This is a genomic window from Thalassotalea insulae, assembly GCF_030161395.1.
Classification (GTDB): Bacteria; Pseudomonadota; Gammaproteobacteria; order Enterobacterales; family Alteromonadaceae; genus Thalassotalea_E; species Thalassotalea_E insulae.
Genome location: NZ_BSST01000001.1, coordinates 3149351 through 3167953, shown reverse-complemented (window position 1 = coordinate 3167953; position 18603 = coordinate 3149351). Strand labels below are relative to the sequence as shown.

General features: G+C 40.7%; 19 protein-coding genes. 14 read left to right on the top strand and 5 right to left on the bottom strand.

Annotation, left to right across the window (positions count from 1 at the left end; genetic code table 11):
- The first annotated feature begins 41 nt into the window (after positions 1–41).
- The 4 genes from QQK06_RS14335 (at position 42) to QQK06_RS14320 (ending at position 1706) form a co-directional block, all read left to right on the top strand.
- A complete protein-coding gene (locus tag QQK06_RS14335; protein ID WP_284245422.1) occupies positions 42–659 on the top strand; it encodes a glutathione S-transferase family protein in 618 nt (205 codons plus the stop codon).
- Positions 660–677: 18 nt separating this feature from the next.
- On the top strand, positions 678–1058 hold the full coding sequence (locus QQK06_RS14330) for a nuclear transport factor 2 family protein (RefSeq protein ID WP_284245421.1): 381 nt from the start codon (positions 678–680) through the stop codon (positions 1056–1058).
- Positions 1045–1245 carry a 4-oxalocrotonate tautomerase family protein gene (locus QQK06_RS14325; RefSeq protein ID WP_284245420.1) on the top strand — a complete coding sequence of 67 codons (201 nt, stop codon included), beginning with the start codon at positions 1045–1047 and terminating at the stop codon, positions 1243–1245. Before QQK06_RS14330 ends, QQK06_RS14325 begins: the two co-directional genes overlap by 14 nt.
- Positions 1246–1364: 119 nt before the next feature.
- Positions 1365–1706, top strand: a complete 342-nt coding sequence (locus QQK06_RS14320) for a hypothetical protein (RefSeq protein ID WP_284245419.1) — start codon at positions 1365–1367, stop codon at positions 1704–1706.
- Position 1707: 1 nt separating this feature from the next.
- Here the strand turns inward: QQK06_RS14320 and QQK06_RS14315 are convergent, their stop codons facing one another.
- Positions 1708–2628: a LysR family transcriptional regulator gene (locus tag QQK06_RS14315; protein WP_284245418.1), complete on the bottom strand. Its 921-nt coding sequence runs from the start codon at positions 2626–2628 to the stop codon at positions 1708–1710.
- A gap of 109 nt (positions 2629–2737) precedes the next feature.
- Here QQK06_RS14315 and QQK06_RS14310 point away from each other — a divergent pair, with 109 nt between their 5' ends.
- The gene (locus QQK06_RS14310) at positions 2738–3418 is read left to right on the top strand and encodes a CPBP family intramembrane glutamic endopeptidase (protein ID WP_284245417.1); all 681 of its coding nucleotides are present in this window, start codon (positions 2738–2740) and stop codon (positions 3416–3418) included.
- Positions 3419–3450: 32 nt separating this feature from the next.
- Here QQK06_RS14310 and trmB read toward each other — a convergent pair whose 3' ends face one another.
- Positions 3451–4176, bottom strand: coding sequence for a tRNA (guanosine(46)-N7)-methyltransferase TrmB (trmB, locus tag QQK06_RS14305; RefSeq protein WP_284245416.1), 726 nt, complete (start codon positions 4174–4176; stop codon positions 3451–3453).
- A gap of 147 nt (positions 4177–4323) precedes the next feature.
- Between trmB and QQK06_RS14300 the strand changes: the two genes are divergently transcribed.
- Entirely contained in the window at positions 4324–6273 is a 1950-nt protein-coding gene (locus QQK06_RS14300; protein ID WP_284245415.1) for a methyl-accepting chemotaxis protein, read from the top strand.
- A gap of 11 nt (positions 6274–6284) precedes the next feature.
- Positions 6285–6962, top strand: coding sequence for an outer membrane protein OmpK (locus tag QQK06_RS14295; RefSeq protein WP_284245414.1), 678 nt, complete (start codon positions 6285–6287; stop codon positions 6960–6962).
- Positions 6963–7034: 72 nt separating this feature from the next.
- Here QQK06_RS14295 and QQK06_RS14290 read toward each other — a convergent pair whose 3' ends face one another.
- A complete protein-coding gene (locus QQK06_RS14290; RefSeq protein ID WP_284245413.1) occupies positions 7035–7373 on the bottom strand; it encodes a 50S ribosome-binding protein YggL in 339 nt (112 codons plus the stop codon).
- Between the two features lie 329 nt (positions 7374–7702).
- Here QQK06_RS14290 and QQK06_RS14285 point away from each other — a divergent pair, with 329 nt between their 5' ends.
- The 7 genes from QQK06_RS14285 to QQK06_RS14255 all read left to right on the top strand — a co-directional run bounded on the left by QQK06_RS14285 (position 7703) and on the right by QQK06_RS14255 (position 15889).
- Entirely contained in the window at positions 7703–9892 is a 2190-nt protein-coding gene (locus QQK06_RS14285; RefSeq protein ID WP_284245412.1) for an OmcA/MtrC family decaheme c-type cytochrome, read from the top strand.
- A 38-nt stretch (positions 9893–9930) separates the two neighbouring features.
- Positions 9931–10920, top strand: a complete 990-nt coding sequence (locus QQK06_RS14280; RefSeq protein WP_284245411.1) for a DmsE family decaheme c-type cytochrome — start codon at positions 9931–9933, stop codon at positions 10918–10920.
- Between the two features lie 9 nt (positions 10921–10929).
- Entirely contained in the window at positions 10930–13041 is a 2112-nt protein-coding gene (locus QQK06_RS14275) for an MtrB/PioB family decaheme-associated outer membrane protein (RefSeq protein WP_284245410.1), read from the top strand.
- Positions 13042–13089: 48 nt separating this feature from the next.
- Positions 13090–13704 carry a c-type cytochrome gene (locus QQK06_RS14270; RefSeq protein WP_284245409.1) on the top strand — a complete coding sequence of 205 codons (615 nt, stop codon included), beginning with the start codon at positions 13090–13092 and terminating at the stop codon, positions 13702–13704.
- Between the two features lie 22 nt (positions 13705–13726).
- The gene (locus tag QQK06_RS14265) at positions 13727–14287 is read left to right on the top strand and encodes a NapC/NirT family cytochrome c (RefSeq protein WP_284245408.1); all 561 of its coding nucleotides are present in this window, start codon (positions 13727–13729) and stop codon (positions 14285–14287) included.
- 76 nt (positions 14288–14363) lie between these two features.
- The gene (gene mutY / locus QQK06_RS14260; protein WP_284245407.1) at positions 14364–15449 is read left to right on the top strand and encodes an A/G-specific adenine glycosylase; all 1086 of its coding nucleotides are present in this window, start codon (positions 14364–14366) and stop codon (positions 15447–15449) included.
- A gap of 35 nt (positions 15450–15484) precedes the next feature.
- Positions 15485–15889: a VOC family protein gene (locus tag QQK06_RS14255; RefSeq protein ID WP_284245406.1), complete on the top strand. Its 405-nt coding sequence runs from the start codon at positions 15485–15487 to the stop codon at positions 15887–15889.
- Between the two features lie 5 nt (positions 15890–15894).
- Here the strand turns inward: QQK06_RS14255 and QQK06_RS14250 are convergent, their stop codons facing one another.
- The gene (locus QQK06_RS14250; protein ID WP_284245405.1) at positions 15895–17097 is read right to left on the bottom strand and encodes a sensor histidine kinase; all 1203 of its coding nucleotides are present in this window, start codon (positions 17095–17097) and stop codon (positions 15895–15897) included.
- A 110-nt stretch (positions 17098–17207) separates the two neighbouring features.
- Entirely contained in the window at positions 17208–18545 is a 1338-nt protein-coding gene (locus QQK06_RS14245) for a sigma-54-dependent transcriptional regulator (protein WP_284245404.1), read from the bottom strand.
- Positions 18546–18603: the final 58 nt, after the last annotated feature.

Genomic DNA, 18603 nt, shown 5'->3' with positions numbered 1-18603 from the left:
GATTACAGTAACAATCAATTCAACCAATAAGGAAGTAAACCATGTATACCCTATATTACAGTCCAAATGCTTGTTCACTGGCAACGCAAGTGATACTAAATGAATTAAATCAAAGCGTTAACATTATCGATAAACGTGCAGTTACTAACTTTCATCAGTTAAGTCCAACCGGAGCTGTACCAGTCCTTAAAGATGGTGAGCAAGTATTACTTGAAGGTGCCGCTATTGTTTTACATCTATTAGAAAAACACCGGAGCACACTTTATCCATCAAATAAAGAGCAACAAGTACAGGCTAAACAAGATATTCTTTTTGCTAATGCCACCGTTCACCCCGCCTATAGCAAGTTATTTTTTATTGCTGGAGCAATCACAGATGAACAAGCAAAAGAGCAGGCGTTAACAGCAGCAACAGAAAACCTGAATAAGCTTTGGTCAATCGTTGAACAAAGATTGCAAGGTCAGCCATTTCTTGGTGGCAGCAGTTATTCTGCTGCAGATATTATGCTGACCATTTATTCACGCTGGAACCAGTACTTCCCAACAAATATTATTTTAGGGGAAAAGACTCAGCAAATGATTAACAAAATCACCTCCTTAGACAGCTTTATACAAGCAGTTAACAATGAAACAACCCATTCTGCTGCATTTGCCGCATAACCTTATATGGAGGTCACTATGTCTGACTATCAGCAAATAACCGCACTTATTCACGATTATTTTGATGGCCTCCATTACGCTGACATCGACAAACTGGATAATATTTTCGATGACAACGCCTGTTTACAAGCACCAGATATCCGGCGCACTAAACAGCAATGGTTGGAGCTGGTCGCTACACGTCAAGTTCCTGCAAAGTTAAACCACAGCTATCAATATCAAATACTGAATATTGAAATTATCGGTCAACAGGCGATGGTAAAAGTAGATTGCCCGTTACTGGGTAACCACTATATTGATTTTCTTTCGCTGCTCAAAGAAAACAACCAATGGCGCATCGTCAATAAACTCTACGCCGATCTGCCAGAAAAAAAGGAAGTAAATAATGCCTTACGTTAATATTAAGATTACTAATGAAAATGTCACTAATGAACAAAAGAAAGCACTGATTAAAGGAACCACACAACTACTCGTTGACGTCCTTGATAAAAATCCGGCAACCACCTTCGTTGTTATAGATGAAGTGAATACCGATAACTGGGGTATAGGTTACCAAACAGTGACAGAAATTAGACAAGACCAATAACGCTAACACGTATTTTCATACCATAATTACTGCGCATAAATTTAACTGAAGTAAAAAAGCATACCTTTTTTACCTCGGTTATTTTACACTGCTGCCAAGATTAATAATGAGTAGTACGTGTGGAAATTTTTGCAGTAATCGCAGTAATTATAATTACCTGGATGGCTTGGCAGTTATACCGGGCAAAGCAATTTACCCACTTTAAACAGCAGATTCAAAGCGAAATAAAACCTAAAGTAATCGCTGCGATAAGAGCACAATTAGAAGAAACGCGCTCTGAACTCACGCCAAATAATGACTGTCATGTTCAAGCCACTATTAATTATTGGTGTCAACACCCGGCTCGCATTATGCAGTATGCGCTAAATCATGAAATAGTTACTAAGGACTCGCTCATCGAAGCTGGAAATTATCGCCATTGTCAGCACTTGTTTCATATTGAAAAGTACATCATGCATTAACTTATGCCGACCACAGAGGACGTTTTGCTAAAAAGAAATCAATAAAAGCTCTAACTTTCGTTTGCATTACCTTAGTTTGATGGTAATAAATATAAATTTCAGCGGCATCGGACCAATGATCTTCCAAAACAGCAACTAAGGTGCCCTGTAGAACATGTCGCTTAATATCTAATTGATCGGCAGCAGCATTAATTAGCCCCAGACCTTGCGCTGCCAGCTCAGTTAAACCAGCCACCGTCTGGATATCACTCGCAAGTTCAATTGCCTCATAAGGCTTATCAGAGCTATCCTCAGGATTTTTATAAACAAGTATATTATTCGGTTGATTATGTAAATACCCAATAACCTTATGCTCCTGAAGTTCTTTTATCGTAGTAGGTACACCATATTTTTTTAAGTATTGAGGTGCCGCATAAATGCCGTATTTAGAACGCCACAGAAATCGTTTTTTCAAACCATTAAATTTTTCCCCTAAATATTCAGAGACTCCCCAGTAAATATCGTACTGCTGTTGATGAATATCGATCACGCTTTCATTGACATCAAAGCGCAAATTAATCTCAGGGTATAATTGACAGAATTCGTCAACCCAAGGGTAGATGGTTTCAACATACATATCGCCATGCTGCGCACAAATTGTTAGTGTACCAGCTAATTTTTCTTCTCTTGTTTCTAGCCATTCATCCAGTAACAGGTGCTGCTGAAGAATATCCTGTGCTTTATGGTAAAACGCTTCGCCAAACTCAGTTAATCTGACTTTACGCGTGGTACGAATGAATAACGCTTCACCTAATTTCAGTTCTAATTGGGAAACCTGTTTGCTTAATGCCATCGGCGTTTGCGAATGTTTCGCGGCAGCATCAGTAAAACTTTGATGTTCAGCGACACTAACAAACGCTTGTAATGATTCAGTTTTAAACACTTTGTAAACTTTTAGTTTAAATTAAATTTAAATATACACTATAAATTTATCAAAAGCTTTTCGTTATGATTAAGGCTTGTTTTGATTTATCACTAAAAGTGAGTTGACGATGACGATTATCGACGGATTAATCTGGCTATACCTATTAGCACTACCAATTTATAACTACTTCACGCACCAAACTGAAATGCAAGCGATTCAGTCAGGTAATACAACACTATCAGCAATATACTGGAAAACCATTTTACTAATATGGCCGGGCGCAATTTTAGCTCTCTTAAGTAACCATATGACAATACCTATTATTGCTAGCTCAAACGTATCAATGCTGTGGGCGCTGGTGATTTTGATTCTACTGGTGGGAGTTGTTATTTCTGGTATTGTTCAGGTAAAAAATTCACAAAAGATCCGAGAACAATTAATTGAAAAAATGGAATCAGTTAGCTGGCTGATGCCGAAAACTAAAAAACAACTAATGTTATATTTAGTTGGCGTATGCACCACTGCTGGTGTCGCTGAGGAAATACTTTATCGAGGCTATTTAATACCATTTTTGACTCAATACATGGATCAATATCTGGCATTAGTTGTGGCAAGTTTGATTTTTGCTTTACCACATATCTATCAAGGTAAAGCAGGCATACTCAGAACAGCAATTATTGGACTTGGTTTAGCTGCTACAGTAATTATTTTCGATTCACTTATTCTGGCAATTGCCTGCCATTTCATTATTGATGCCTATAGCGGCTATATCGCTTATATCTCTCTTAAAAGTAAAAAATCCGCATAGCGGATTTTTTACCAAATGATTTAATCAGCTTATTAATCTACACGTTCAAACTGTAAATCCCAAACTCCATGACCTAAACGCTGACCACGATTCTCGAACTTGGTCAGCGGCCTTGAATCAGGACGCGGCACATAATCATTGGTTTCAGATAAATTCTTATAACCAGGAGCCGATTGCATATCTTCCAGCATACATTCTGCGTAATTTTGCCAATCTGTTGCCATATGAAAAACACCACCAACTTTTAGCTTTCGGCGAATAGATTCAACAAACTCCGGCTGTACGATACGACGTTTATGATGCTTTTTCTTATGCCAGGGATCCGGGAAAAATAGCTGTACAGTAGTTAAACTGCCATCAGGAATACAGTCTGCTAAAATTTCAATGGCATCATGTTCATACACTTTTAAATTATCAACACCTTGCTCTTTCGCAAGTGCAATACAAGCGCCGACACCAGGTTTATGCACTTCAATACCAATAAAGTTTAACTCAGGTGCATTTTTCGCCATTTCAACTAAAGATTTCCCCATACCAAAGCCAATTTCCAATACGACAGGATTATCATTAGCAAACAGGGTGTTAATATCGATCATGCCATCTTGATGATTTAGCCCCATATCACCCCAATACAGTTCTAACGCTCTAGCCTGAGCCTTAGTTAATCTGCCTTCACGCTTCACAAAACTACGTACTTTACGTATGTATTTGCCTTCTTGCTCAGCTTGTTCAATGGTTTTATGAGTTCTTTCTGTCATGATCTTTCTTACACAAAAATTGGGGCGCATATTATCTATGTTTAGCGCCATAAACTCAAACAAGATAATTACTTTTTATTCAAGCAATTATGCAATTGCTTGATATTCGACAATACTAATAAAAAATAACTTTTGGACAATATAGCAATGAACATTAACGCTTGGGCTAATAATATTTCTATTCGAAAAGCATTGATTGCCGTGATTACAACCTCGTTAATCACCCTATCCATCTTGAGTATTGCATTAAACAATCTGATCTTTAGCAGTGTATTTCGCGAAAATATTGAACAGGACTTATTACCGAATCAACTGGCAAAAGTTGAAGCCCGTATTCGTAAGCAACTTAGTACGCCGTTAGAGCTATCCAAAGCCATCACCCAAAATCAGTTTTTACTGGATTGGGCAGCTGCCGGTGAACCTCAAAACGAACAGGAAAAAGTCATTAAATTTCTCCAGCATATGAAAAAAGAAAACGATGCCTTAACCGTGTTCTGGGTGTCGAATCTCTCCAGCAATTACTATACCCAAGATGGTATAACACGTCAGGTAAGCCAACAAAATGACGGCTGGTTTTATCAATTTATTAATAGTGATAAACCATTTGAAATATCTTTTGATATTGAAAAAGGCACCACTAAACTTACCGCATTTGTTAATTATCGGGTCAAACACCAAGGAAATAACATAGCCGTTGCAGGACTTGGTTATGCGGTTGACGAGATCAGCGCCGATATCCTGAGCAATAAAATAGGCGAACAAGGCTATGTATTTGTTACTAATCAGCAAGGTGAAGTGATTATTCACCCGAAACTTTCTACGCTAGTGCAAAAACAATTAAAACAGTTTGACGGTTTTTCTAACGCTTCAACTAAACTGCTCACCACAAATGCCGGTTATGTTTTTGATGAAGTTTATTATCAAGGAGAAGAATATTACGTTGCTAGCGTAGGCTTACCTGAACTCAACTGGAAAATCATTGCCATGCTGCCAAAAGCAGAACCCTTATCCAAAATACATGCGGCACTGACCCAAACAGCCATACTAAACTTTGTTATTGTCGCGATATTTATCTTTTTAATGGTGCTACTTGCCAACCGCATTACTAAACCTATATTACACATAGGCGAGAAGTTACTGGAAATGGCTGGTAAAGGTGGCGATTTAACGCAAAAACTAGACGATAGCCGGGGTGATGAATTAGGCCTGCTCGCCAAAGGATTCAATGCGATTATTGCCAAAGTTAGAGACATAATGATTGAAATCAAACAAACAGAACACATTATGGACTCATCCTTTATCCAGCTAACAGAAATGGCAGACACCGTTAGTGAACTAGTGAAAAGTCAGCAAGTTGAATCTGATTCTGTTGCCACTGCCACAAATGAAATGAGTCACAGTATTCAAGAAGTCAGTGAGTTAGCTTCTAACACCGCCAGCAAAACAGAGGTTTCAGAGCAACAAATAACCACATCAAATCAACAAGTTGACGATACCAGTGAAGTGATGCAACAATTACAGGAAAGTAACCGTATCACTCAAGAAAAAATAGCTGAGCTAGCTCAGCAAACCCAAACGATTAGCTCCGTTGTCGACACCATCAGCAGTATTTCAGAACAGACTAACCTGCTGGCTTTAAACGCCGCGATTGAAGCAGCGCGTGCTGGCGAACAGGGCCGAGGTTTTGCGGTAGTTGCCGATGAAGTTCGTACCCTTGCCGGACGCACTCAAACCTCAACTCAGGAAATTAATGATGTGATTCAGCGCCTGCAAACTCAGGCCAATGAAACCGTAACTGCAATGCAGGCCAATACTGAACTCGCGAGCCAAGGACTGGATAAAACTACTGGCGCAAAAGAGTTATTACAAGAAGTCGTTAGCGAGATCATTGAAATTACCGCGATGAATACTCAGGTTGCCACTGCCACCCAGGAGCAATCGAGCGTAATTAGTGAATTAAATCAAAATGTCACTAAAATAGCGGATATGGCGGTCGAGATTTCCACCTTATCGACTAACACCGCAGCAGTAATGAACGAGCTTGAAGAACAAAAACAACAACTTGCGCAACTAGTAGCACAATTTAAAACTGAATAAGGGATATTAAGATGAAACAACTTATTGCAATGTTTTCGTTGCTGTTAACGCTGCAATGTCAGGCTGAAGTGCTTTGGTCTGATATTAGCGCCACCTTACTGCAAGGTAATGACTATGAAGTGGGAGACAATAACCGCACTGTCTTTACCTTTGAACATGCAGCTGGCTATAGCTGGGGTGACAGTTTCCTGTTTGTTGATCGCCTACATTCAAATAATGGTGACCGTGAAACTTATGCCGAATTTTCCCCGCGCTGGCAACTTTCTAACTATCAAAACGATTTTTTAGAAAATATCTATTTGGCAACCACCGCAGAAGTTGGTGAAAACTTTACTAATTATCTCATAGGCGTTGGCACTAATTTAAAAATTCCGCATTTTCTCTATTTTAAAGCGAACTTTTACCATAAAAATAACGACTTTGGCGATAACGCGATGCAGTCAACCTTAAGTTGGGCGGTGCCGATTGGTCCATTGATGTACGATGGCTTTATCGATTATGTTTCATCAACCGATGACAGCCACACCACGATGAATTTAACTTCCCAACTTAAATACAATATTGGCGAGGCGATGAATTTAAAAAACAAATTTTATATCGGTATTGAATACGTATTTTGGTTAAACAAATACGGCATTAAAGACGTAGATGAAAACAATGTTAATTTGCTCGTGAAATATCATTTTTAATTATTAGCAACAAAAAAGCCTGACGATCGTCATCATCAGGCTTTTCATTAAACCTTCATAATATTAACGAGCTTACTCAGCCCACCAGACATCATATAACTCACTGACAGATACCGCAGTCGCACCATTGTCTTTTAACCAGCTTTCTACTGCACTTCTATGTTCGTCACTGCATTTACCAATTTTTTGCGTGCAGATAAGACCATGCCAAATGGTATCACCTTCACCGCCAAAGCCTAAACCATTAGGTTCGATCACCTCAGCAAAAAAACGATCGATGAACTGATCGATTGCATCAGAATCAATGTCATCGGCAAACTTCCATGCAACATCGAACCCCAATTCCTGGAATTCATCTACCCGTAATTTCTTACGTAAACGTCGGCTGCGATTTTTAGCTTCAAATTTCATATTATCCTACTTCTATTTCTCAATTCTCTTAATGGGCGGAGCTTAAACGTAAAAAATACTATTTACCAATAAAAATCACAAATTCTCAACCATCTCACGCCTGCATAGATAAATTCCAAGCAATAATTATATTGATCTATCTCATGCAAATAATCACTTTTGCATGAATGCTCAGAAAAAACACAAAAAAATCAGGATTTTTTTTAATACAGTCTAAACTTAGTTGTTGATAGCGACACAAAAAAATAAATTCCCTTTGTATAAAGTGAGGTTAAGAAATTTTAAACACAAAAGGGGCTCACTTAATAACTTAAATTTGATGAAAAAAGATGAATGCCCATAACGATTTTTTTAGCAAACATATTAAGTCCGTTATATTGTGTTCATTAGCTTTGTTGATTATTAGCTGTGGACAAGACGGTCAGGATGGTGCCCAAGGTCCTGCCGGAGAGCCTGGACCACAAGGACCAAGCACTCCACCAGTGATAACAGAACCGGCAACTTTATTAACGGTATCCATTAATAAAGTTGAAATAAATAGCGCACCAATTGTCTACTTTTCTGTTAGCGATCAAAACGGTCAGCCATATACCACTCTCACAGCTCCTCGCTTCTCCTTAGCAAAATTAATCCCCGGTACCAAAGGCAATAGCGATGCTTGGCAAAGTTATATCAATACGATAGAAAATGCAGATGGTAACGGCCCTGGTACGACCCCCAAAATTCAAGCTACTCAAGACAGAGAAGGCACTTTAGTCAATAATGATGACGGAAGTTATCGCTATACCTTTGCTCACGATATTACCCAGATAAGCTCACCACAAATAGTGAGCTATCAACCAGAATTAACGCATCGTTTAGCAGTGCAAATTAGTGGTAATGACCAGCCAACCACTAACGCTAGTTATACCTGGCGCCCTTTAGATCAGGCAACAACAGGTATATTAACTCATGATCTAGTCACTACAGAAAACTGTAACGCCTGCCATGGAGGGTTAGCTCTGCACGGCGGAGGACGTATTAATACCCAATTGTGCGTCACTTGCCACAATCCAGGCAGCACGGATGCAAACAGTAACAACAGCTTAGACTTTAAGGTGATGATTCATAAAATTCACCGGGGAGTATCCTTACCTAGCGTAATTGCCGGTGAAGAATATGCGATTTGGGGCTTTCGCGACAGAAAACATGATTACTCAGAGGTCACCTTGCCTATGGATATTCGCAATTGCAACAAATGCCATAACAGTGATGACCCACTAACCCCGGATGCGATCAAATGGCAAACAACTCCAACAATAGAGGCTTGTGGTTCCTGTCATGACGATATTAATTTTGCGCTTGGCAAAGACGGAGGACATCCGGGAGGGGTCATGATTGACAACAGCGAATGCTCGGTATGTCATCGCACTGGTGGCTTTGTTGGCAGTATCGCTGACTCACACCAAATCGATAGCCAAATAGCGAGCAATAAATTTCAATTTAACATTTTATCTGTCACTCATACCCAAGCTAATGAACTGCCGGAAATAACCTTTTCCATTACCAACCCAGAAAATAACAACAAAAGCTACGATATTCTAAACGATAGTGAATTTAAAGCCGAAGGTGGAGCTTCGCGCATCGCTATTGATCTGGCATGGAGCACTACCGACTACAACAATGAAAACAGCGGTTCACTTGTCTCCAGAGCCGTATCACTCAACCCGTTAACCACAGCCATTGATAATGCCGATGGCAGCTTCACCGTAACGTCAAATGTCGCCATTCCCCAAAATCAGACAGGTTCTGGTGCTGTTGCGTTAGAAGGGCACCCTGCGGTAGATCTGGACGGGGATGGCGTCTACTCTGACAGGGTTCCGGTTAAAAGCGAGGTTGCCTATTTTGCCATTACCGACGATCAACCTGTCGCTCGACGCGAAATCGTCACTATTGAAAAATGTCAGGCCTGTCATGTTAACTTAAGCCTGCATGGCGCCAACCGTAACGACAATACCCAGCTATGCGCTATGTGTCACAATCCAAACGCAACCGATATTACCAAACGTAGCCCTGCGTCGGCCGATGGCTTAAAAGAGCGCTCCATCGACTTTAAACGCTTAATTCATAGTATTCATGCCAGCGAAATGCGCACTGAGCCTTTTATTGTCTATGGTTTCGGCGGCTCAGAGCATAATTTCAGTCACGTGACTTTTCCCGGCAAATTAAATAACTGTCAAACCTGTCATGTAAACGACAGCTACCGCCTGCCACTGGATGTAAGCGTCCAAGGTTCAACTATAGATACAGGAATAAGCCTGACTGACCGATTAGATGATATAAAAATTACGCCAACAGCAGCCGTATGTTCATCCTGTCACGATGATTATTTGTCAAAAGCACATATGATACAAAACGGTGGGGCATCTTTTAATACCAGTCAAAGTGCTATTGATAGCCATGACGTAGTAGAAACCTGCATCTTTTGTCATGGTCCTGATGGTATAAAATCGGTGAATGCCGCTCATGGCATCGAATAAATGCCATCGTGTAACTGAGCAAGGAGCTAATTGATAACGTGAAAATCATCGCAGCACTTGTAACAGCGAGTATTAACAAGCCAGTGAGCACTACCATAGGTTTGTTAATACTGTTTATGTTAAGCGCTATGACTGTCGTGGCAGAGCAGCTCCCTCCCCCCTCAGCAACGACAGAATATTCGAAAGAAGGAGCTGATACCTGCTTACAATGTCACGATCAGGATTCAAAATTTCCGGTGCTAGCCATTTTTAACTCCCCCCATGGCAACAAGAATACCAAGCACGGGCCATTTTCTTCAGCTGGATTACAATGTGAAACTTGTCATGGTGCAGCGGCCGCTCATACTGTCAAACGTTTAAGAAAAGGGCAAGTCAGAGCTGCTATGATCAGCTTTAAAACCAAAGATGTAATATCAAATGATGAAAAAAATCAATTATGCTTAGCCTGCCATCAAGCCACAACTACCCGTCACTGGCTTGGAAGCGTACATCAAAGTAACGACCTGGCATGTACCGACTGTCATCAAATTCACATAAGCGATGATCCGATATTAAATAAAGCCCAACAATTGGAACAGTGCGGACAATGCCACACCAAAGAAAAAGTCGCTAACCATAGTGTATTTTCACATCCGCTAACTTCCGGCCAAATGGGCTGTACTGACTGTCATAGCCCCCACGATGCAAACAATAACCAGTTATTGGTTTCAGACTCTGTCAATGAAACCTGCTATCAATGCCACGCAGAAAAACGCGGGCCATTTTTATGGGAGCATGAACCGGTAACTGATAATTGTCTAAACTGTCATCGGCCACACGGCAGCAACCAAGCTGCTTTATTAACCCAACGCGCCCCCTACTTATGCCAAAACTGCCATAACAGTGATGGCCATCCGAGCTTTAGCTATGGTTCAGACGATGCACAAGGTCAACAAGCATCCGCCTTTTTGTTAGGACGAAGTTGTGCTAACTGTCATGCTAAAATTCATGGCTCCAATCATCCGTCCGGCTATAAGTTTCAGCGTTAGGGTCAGGTTATGAATCACATCCCTTTCACAAATATAATGCTGATTATCAGCTGTGCTATGTTACCTAATATCATAAATAGCCATCCTTTTAATGCCGTCATCGAAAGTGATGCCCCCACGCCAGAACAAACGGTTAACTGGTTATGTGAATATTGTCCGAAAATAACAGAGTTCACTGGTAACATCTCGATAAATTTTGCCGGGTTATCCGACGATGCCTACTACTTCAGCAACCATAGCGGCATCGAAAAAAATAAACCTGTATATTTATCAAACCAATTAACTTATCAAAACCAGCAAGGGCAATATGCCCAGCTTGATATAGATAAACTCGCTCTGGATTCACTTACTTTAGCTGCAAAGGGCGGGCATTATGGCAACTACCAGCTAGCGTTTGATTATCAAAAAATACCACTTCGAAAATATCATCAGCTATCCACGCCATTTAGCTTAAAGGATAACTATCTACAACTACCCGATAACTGGCAAAGCCTGGAGACTGTTTCAACGCCGGCAGAACTCGACACCAGTAAGTGGCAAACTTTTAACAACGCGATAGACTGGCAAAAACTGTCGTTAAACTGGCGATATTTTAGCGACGAAAATATTGACTATTCGCTGAATTACCGGCGCCTTGAAAAATCAGGCCGACAACAATACGCCGCCGCACAGCTCATTAACGCCAGTTACTTACCCTTGCCAATTGACCAGCAAACAGAGCAGCTTGAAGGTAATATCAGTTATTATCAGCATGGTTTACTGATAAATTTAGGCTACTTTGTTTCGCATTTTACCAATAATTATCAGTCTTATTTTTACGATAACCCTTTTTCAAATTATGTGGCCGGTAGTGAAACCGGTGAATTATCCGCTGAACCAGATAATAAGGCGTATAAGGTTAAGTTTGATTTGAGTTATCGACCAGATATAGCAACGGCGTTTAAGCTGTATGCCGCAGTCGGCAATATGCAACAAAACAATGCCCTGCTTCGCTATTCAAATAACGCATTACTCAACCAAGACTTACCAACCCGTGATTTCAATGCCACGATCGACACCAAAGATTTCAGTTTCAGGTTATATAACCGCTGGTCAAAATCATTGAAATTCATCGCAAAATACCAATATAAACAAAGAGATAATAACAGTAAACTCTATTATTTTTCGCCTATCATTACCGAAACCTTTATCGGCGACAGCGTACAAAATGTACCCTATGATTTTACCAAAGAACAGTGGCAACTTGATGCCAACTGGCAATTTTATCAAAGACAAAAAGCCAGTATTAGCGTTAAAAAAAATACGACCACTCGTAATGCAATCAGGCATTATCAAAATACGGAGCACGGCATAATCGGCAAACTGCAACTGCAAGATCAGTCGAATCGACACTACAGTATTAAAGCGTCACACTTTAAGCGCGATGCGGAAAAACAACCAACTGACAGCTTATTAACTGTGAGCCAAAACCCCTTGTTATATCGCTATAACACGGCAGAACGCATTGAAGATAAAGCCAGTGTCAATATAGCGACCAGTTTAACTCCCCAGCTATCAGCAAGCATTAACTCCGACGTCGGTAAAAGACGCTATCAAAACTCAGCCCTCGGATTACAGCAGGATAATCGCTATCATTACGGGGCCGATATTAGCTGGCAATTTAAACAACACGCCAGTATGGCCTTGTTTTATCAACGAGAAAAAATCGACGCCACCAGTAAAGGCGGAAAAACCTTATCTTATTGGACAACTAAGCACCAAGACGACATCACCAATCTAGGTATCACGATAAAGGTTAACCAGTTACTGGATAATAAAGCCAGCTTGTCAATTGAAGCGCTAAATTCAAACGGGAAAAGCCAGCGCAAAATGATAACTTCTGCCTCAGATCAACTACCGGATGTGACGAATCTATGGCGACGATTAACAGTCAATTTTAGCTATCAGATATCCCCTCAGCTTAGCAGCGAACTTACCTACCAGCATGAAAAACTTTCCGCTGACGATTTTGCCATCGACACACTTGAACTGAAAACTGGTGATAATTTATTAACTTTTGGTGCGTTAACCCCAAATTACAACGTGAATTATGCCAGCATGAAACTAACTTATAATTTCTAAAATAGATATTAAAAGCAGCAAGTCGTTAACCACAAAGGAATGCTAACTATGAAGAACAAATCGATTTTTAAAGTCCTCGCTTGTTTAGCAATAATGAGTTTTAACTCAGTTGCTTTTACTGATACTGCAGAAATAATCAACGATTGTATGGATTGTCACGGTAACAACGGGATCAGCACAGAGCCAGATATGCCAACCATAGCCGGGGCATCGGCAACCTTTATCGAATCAGCATTATTTGCCTATAAAGACAATGTACGTCCGGCACAGCAATCAAAATATCGCTTCGGCGATATTTCAAAAGCACCAACGGATATGAAAAAAATTGTCGACCAATTATCCGCTCAGCAAATTAGCGATATTGCCACTTTTTTTGCCCAAAAGCCTTTTAAAGCTGCCAAACAAGGGTTTAACCAGGCACTGGTTAGTGATGGAAAAAAAGTCCATGAAATAAAATGCCAAAGATGCCACAACTCAGGCGGTAGCGATCCAGATGATGACTCAGGTATTTTAGCAGGACAACATAGCCTTTATCTGGAAAATTCGATGAAGGATTACCAAGACGGCTCCCGTGAAATGGATAAAAAAATGCAGCAAAAAATAGACCAGTTAAATAGCGATGAATGGCAAGCGTTACTCGCTTATTACGCAAGTCAACAATAACCCCAAATATGCTGAGTAGATTATGAAAATATGGGATAAATTATGGACCCCTAGTAAAAAATGGTGGTCGTTTGGGATACCGCTTGGCGGTTTTTTAGCAGCAATATTGGGGTTGCTGGCCTGGGGAGCCTTTAACTGGTCACTAGAGTTAACCAATACCGAGCAATTTTGTCTTAGCTGCCACGAAATGTCACAAACTGTCTATCAGGAATATCAACAATCGATTCATTACCGCAACAGCGCCGGCGTTAAAGCGAGCTGTCCCGACTGTCACGTTCCCAGACCTTGGGTTCACAAAACGATACGGAAAATAAAAGCGACCAACGAACTTTGGCATAAAATACGCGGCACAATAAACACCCCGGAAAAATTTGCCATGCACCGCGAAGCAATGGCTGAACGAGTATGGGCTGAAATGAAAGCGAATAACTCAAGAGAATGCCGCAACTGTCACGCATTTTCAGCCATGGATTTAGCAGCACAAAGTAAACGTGCACAGAAAAAACATGACCCAGTACGCATAGCAGAAACCAAAGAAACCTGCATTGATTGTCATAAAGGTACAGCGCATAACTTACCTTAGCTAAGCCGTACTCGATTCTAACCTAAGTTAAAATAAATTTTTGAGCAATCAGCAGTAAACAAGTACACTGCGTGCCATGAATCAAAGTACAAAAATAACTAACACGTCTGCACAATATTTTAGCGACAATATTCTGTCCTGGTTTCACCAACAAGGACGCAAGCATTTGCCTTGGCAGCAAAATAAAACGCCTTATCGGGTGTGGATTTCAGAAATCATGTTGCAACAAACCCAGGTTGCCACTGTTATTCCTTATTACCAACGCTTTATGGCAAGCTTTCCGACCATTAACGACTTAGCCAATGCTGATGAAGATAACGTACTGCATCATTGGACGGGCTTAGGCTATTACGCGCGTGCTCGTAATCTTCATAAAGCGGCAAAAATTATTCGTGACCAATACCAAGGCCAGTTTCCACAAGACATTGAGCAAGTGGTTGCTCTGCCGGGTATTGGCCGCTCAACCGCCGGAGCCATTCTCAGTCTGTCACTCAAACAACATCACGCCATTTTAGACGGTAATGTAAAAAGAGTGCTTGCACGCTACTACCTGGTTGAGGGGCATAATGCCCAGGCAAAATTTGAAAAAGCATTATGGCCGATTGCAGAACAGCTTACGCCGAAAGAAGAAGTAGAAAACTATAATCAGGCGATGATGGATATTGGCGCTATGGTGTGCACCCGCACCAAACCGTTATGTGAGCAATGCCCTGTTAATGACGGTTGTCTTGCCTATGCGGGAAATGAACAGGCGAACTTTCCTCAGAAAAAGCCAAAGAAAACTACGCCAGTAAAACAAACCATCATGTTGATCCCTAGGGTAGAGAATCAGGTTTTAATGGAGAAACGACCACCGGCAGGCATTTGGGGCGGCCTGTATTGCTTTTTGGAACTAGCAGATAAAAATGCGATTAACGAAACACTGACAGATCTTGGACTAACGTTAGAAAAAACCACTCAGTTAACCGAGTTCCGTCATACCTTTAGCCATTTTCATCTCGATATAGAGCCAATACTTGTCGATTGTGCAATCTCCGCCAATAATCTAGTTAATGAGCCCGCTGATTTTAACTGGTATAAGTTAGACGATATCAACACGGTTGGGCTGGCCGCTTCAAGTTGTAAGATTTTAGATGAAATTAAACAATTAGTGCGGCTTTAAACAATGGCAAATTAACAAGCTAAACAGGGGCTATAATGCTAACAATTGTTGGAATTGATCATATCGTATTACGTACCGACAAGCTCAATGAAATGTTAGCATTTTACTGTCAGGTACTGGGCTGCACCATTGAGCGTCAAACAGATAAATCACTTGGTCTGACGCAGCTCAGAGCCGGCAATGCCTTAATTGATATTGTTGATGTTAACAGTGAATTAGGTCGTGCTGGCGGTAACGCACCAAGCACAAGCGAAAATAACCTCGATCATTTTTGCCTGCAACTGGCCACTATCAGCGAACAACAACTAATCGAGCACTTTAAACAGCACAATATCAGCCTACCTAACTTTGAGCGCCGCTATGGTGCTCAGGGCTATGGTCAATCAGTGTACCTAACAGACCCACAAGGTAATACAGTAGAATTACGTTCAACGATTTAATAAAATTATCGTGAACTATCGCCATTAAGCGGTAATTCAATAATCACCGCTAGTCCACCATCATTACGATTATGTAACGCAATACGGCCATTATGAGCTTCGATAATTTCGCGGCACAAGGCTAAACCAAGACCGGTACCCGCTTGTTTGGTTGAATAAAATGGTATTAAGGCATTAGTTAATACTTGCTCCGACATGCCAGTGCCTCGATCTTTAACACTGATAGTCAGCATTGCCTGATTCACTTGTAAACCAAGCGAAACATCTTGCTTACTGGAACCTGATTCATAAGCATTTTTGATTAAATTAATCAGTACTTGCTCGATTTGACTGACATCAATTTCTATTGATAAATCAGGCACCTCATCGGTTAAAGCAAACTCAAACTGAGCTTGCAATTTTGCGATAAAACTAGGTAATTCGACTTGAGTTAATCTAGGATTAGGCAATTTAGCAAAACGCGCATAGCCGCTAATAAAATGATTTAAATGCTCTACCCGCTCACGAATAGTGTCAAATATGAGTACTAACTTATCGTGACCTATTTGCGAAGCGATCATTTTCCCTGAGTGCGTAACCGATGATATGGGTGCCAATGAATTGTTAAGTTCGTGACTGATCACCCGGATCACTTTCTTCCATACTGCGACTTCCTGACGATTAAGCTCTCGCGTCATTTGTTTAAGCAAAAATAATCTATGTTTTTTAGCATTTAATAAAAAATCGCCGCGAGATAAGTGCCAGGTATCAACCGTCCCTTCTTGCTCAATCGAAAATAAACCATCTTGATGATGATCTAACGCCAATTGCAAACTTTCTGGCCATTGCAGTTTTAACTGTGCAAACTTTTCTCCTTCGAGTGGCTTACCGTCATTTAACAGGTGACGAGTAGCGGTATTTGAATACACAAAAAAGCCATCATCGTCGACTAAAAACATCACTATTGGTGAGCTTTCTATCACCTTATCAAGCAACATTTCCCGTTGATAAATATGTTGTTTTTCAATTCTTAGTTTGTCTGCCACCTCGTTATAAAGTTCGGCTAACTGACTCAATTCATCACGTCCGTTAACAACAAGTGAATTTGAAAATTCATTATCTTTAAAATTAAGTAAACCGGCTTCAAGTTTGAGCAACTTTTCTGACAGGGGAGCAAATAAATAATGTGTTAAGGCAATAGCCAATGCTGAGATAAAGACCAAAAGCAATAAAAAATACTGCCAATCTCCATTGCCAAAGTAATAAAATAAAAGACTATTGCTGAGCCAAATTAAGCAGAGGGTTATTAAAGTTAGCCGAGCTTTGATCGTATGCAGCATTACTTTTTGATCTCAAATTTATCCATGCGGCGATACAAAGCCTGTCGACTTAAGCCTAACGCTTTGGCCGCTCGACTTATTACCCCATGATGCTCAGCTATTGCCTGCTCGATCATCGCTTTAGTGATGGTTTCTTCGAATTCGCTCATATTATGCTCAACGTCAACAGGCGTTAAACCAAAGTCCTGCGCTTGCCATTCTTCCGTTTGCGACAATAGTGCGGCGCGTTGACAGGCGTTTTCCAGCTCTCGAACATTGCCTGGCCATTGATGTGCCAATAAGGCTTGTTTAGTATGCTTAGGCATGACTTTTTGACTTTGCGTAAAATATTCAACTAACGGTAAAATATCATCTTTACGCTGACTAAGCGCCAACACCTCCAGTTCAATAACATTTAAACGATAATATAAATCTTCTCGAAAGTTGCCCTCTTGAATATCCTGGTGCAAATTAGCATTGGTAGCGCTGATCACTCTCACATCAACGGTTTGCGTTTGACTGCTACCTAAACGTTCAAATTCGCCTGTTTGTAACACTCGCAATAATTTCATTTGCCCAGACAACGACAAGTTACCAATTTCATCCAAAAACAAGGTGCCACCGTCTGCTGCCTCAAAACGTCCGATACGTTTTTTATTGGCTCCTGTGTAAGCACCAGCTTCCGCGCCAAACAACTCCGCTTCCATTAAATCTAGCGGCAGAGCACCAACGTTGACTTTAATAAACGGCTGATGGGCACGAGGCGAATTTTGATGCAAAATATCCGCTATTTTTTCTTTACCAACACCATTAGGGCCTGTGATCAAAACATTAACCGTCGACTTAGCGACTTGCACTGTCATATCGACTAAACGCTGCATCGCGGTACTGGCGAAGACTAAACCACATAAGTTCGCTTGATGATTAAGTTGCTCGCGCTCTCTTTGTTGTTTAGACAGTTGCTTTGACGTTTGCTGAACATCATTAAGTTCAATCAAGTTAGCAATAGTCACTAAGAGCTTTTCATCATCCCAGGGCTTAGCTAGATAGTCAGCCGCGCCATTTTTTACTAACTCAATAGCCGTTGTCAGATCGGTCCAGGCGGTTAATAAAATGACAGGTAAATCTGGTTGTAGTTGTCGAAACTGATAAAAAGCTTTTTTTCCCTCTTCGCCACTGGTGGTGTCTTGGGTAAAGTTCATATCAAGCAGCACTAACGCTATGCTTTGATACATAATGATCGGCATAGCATCAGCCGGACAACTCACGGTTACCACCTGATAGTCGTGCAATTCCAATAAAATGGTTAACGCACTGCAAACCGACGGGTTATCATCAACAACTAAAATTTTATCCATAAATACGTTCTTTTACACCGCTATCGCAATCACATTATTTGTTCGAATAATAATGTTT